The following is a 375-nucleotide window of genomic DNA, read 5'->3' on the forward strand; positions in this document are numbered from 1 at the left end:
GGAAGTGACCGCTTCCCCTCAATTGAAAATTTAGATAAGTCGAGATAAATCAATGGCTAAAATTCATGTAATTCCACATACGCACTGGGATCGTGAGTGGTATTTTACTCAGCAAGACAGTGACGTTTTGGCTACGTATAACTTCACTAAAGTTATCGAAACGTTGGAAACTCAGCCTGAGTACAGTTGTTATCACTTAGATGGTCAATCATCTATCGTTGAGGATTATCTTAAAGTCCTGCCGCACATGCGTGATCGCTTGGCACAACTCGTTTCTGATAAGAAGCTATTTATAGGACCTTGGTATACACAGACCGATACCTATAATGTGGCGGGTGAGTCGATCATTCGTAATCTTAAATACGGTATGCATAT

Annotated in this window: 1 pseudogene; it reads left to right on the plus strand. The window is 40.5% G+C overall.

The window, feature by feature from the left end:
• Positions 1 to 52: 52 nt before the first annotated feature.
• A pseudogene (locus AB4486_RS23095) lies at positions 53 to 375 on the plus strand (alpha-mannosidase); the annotation flags it as partial.

Origin of the sequence: Vibrio sp. 10N.222.55.C6, assembly GCF_041473395.1 — a bacterium.
Taxonomy (GTDB): domain Bacteria; phylum Pseudomonadota; class Gammaproteobacteria; order Enterobacterales; family Vibrionaceae; genus Vibrio; species Vibrio crassostreae_C.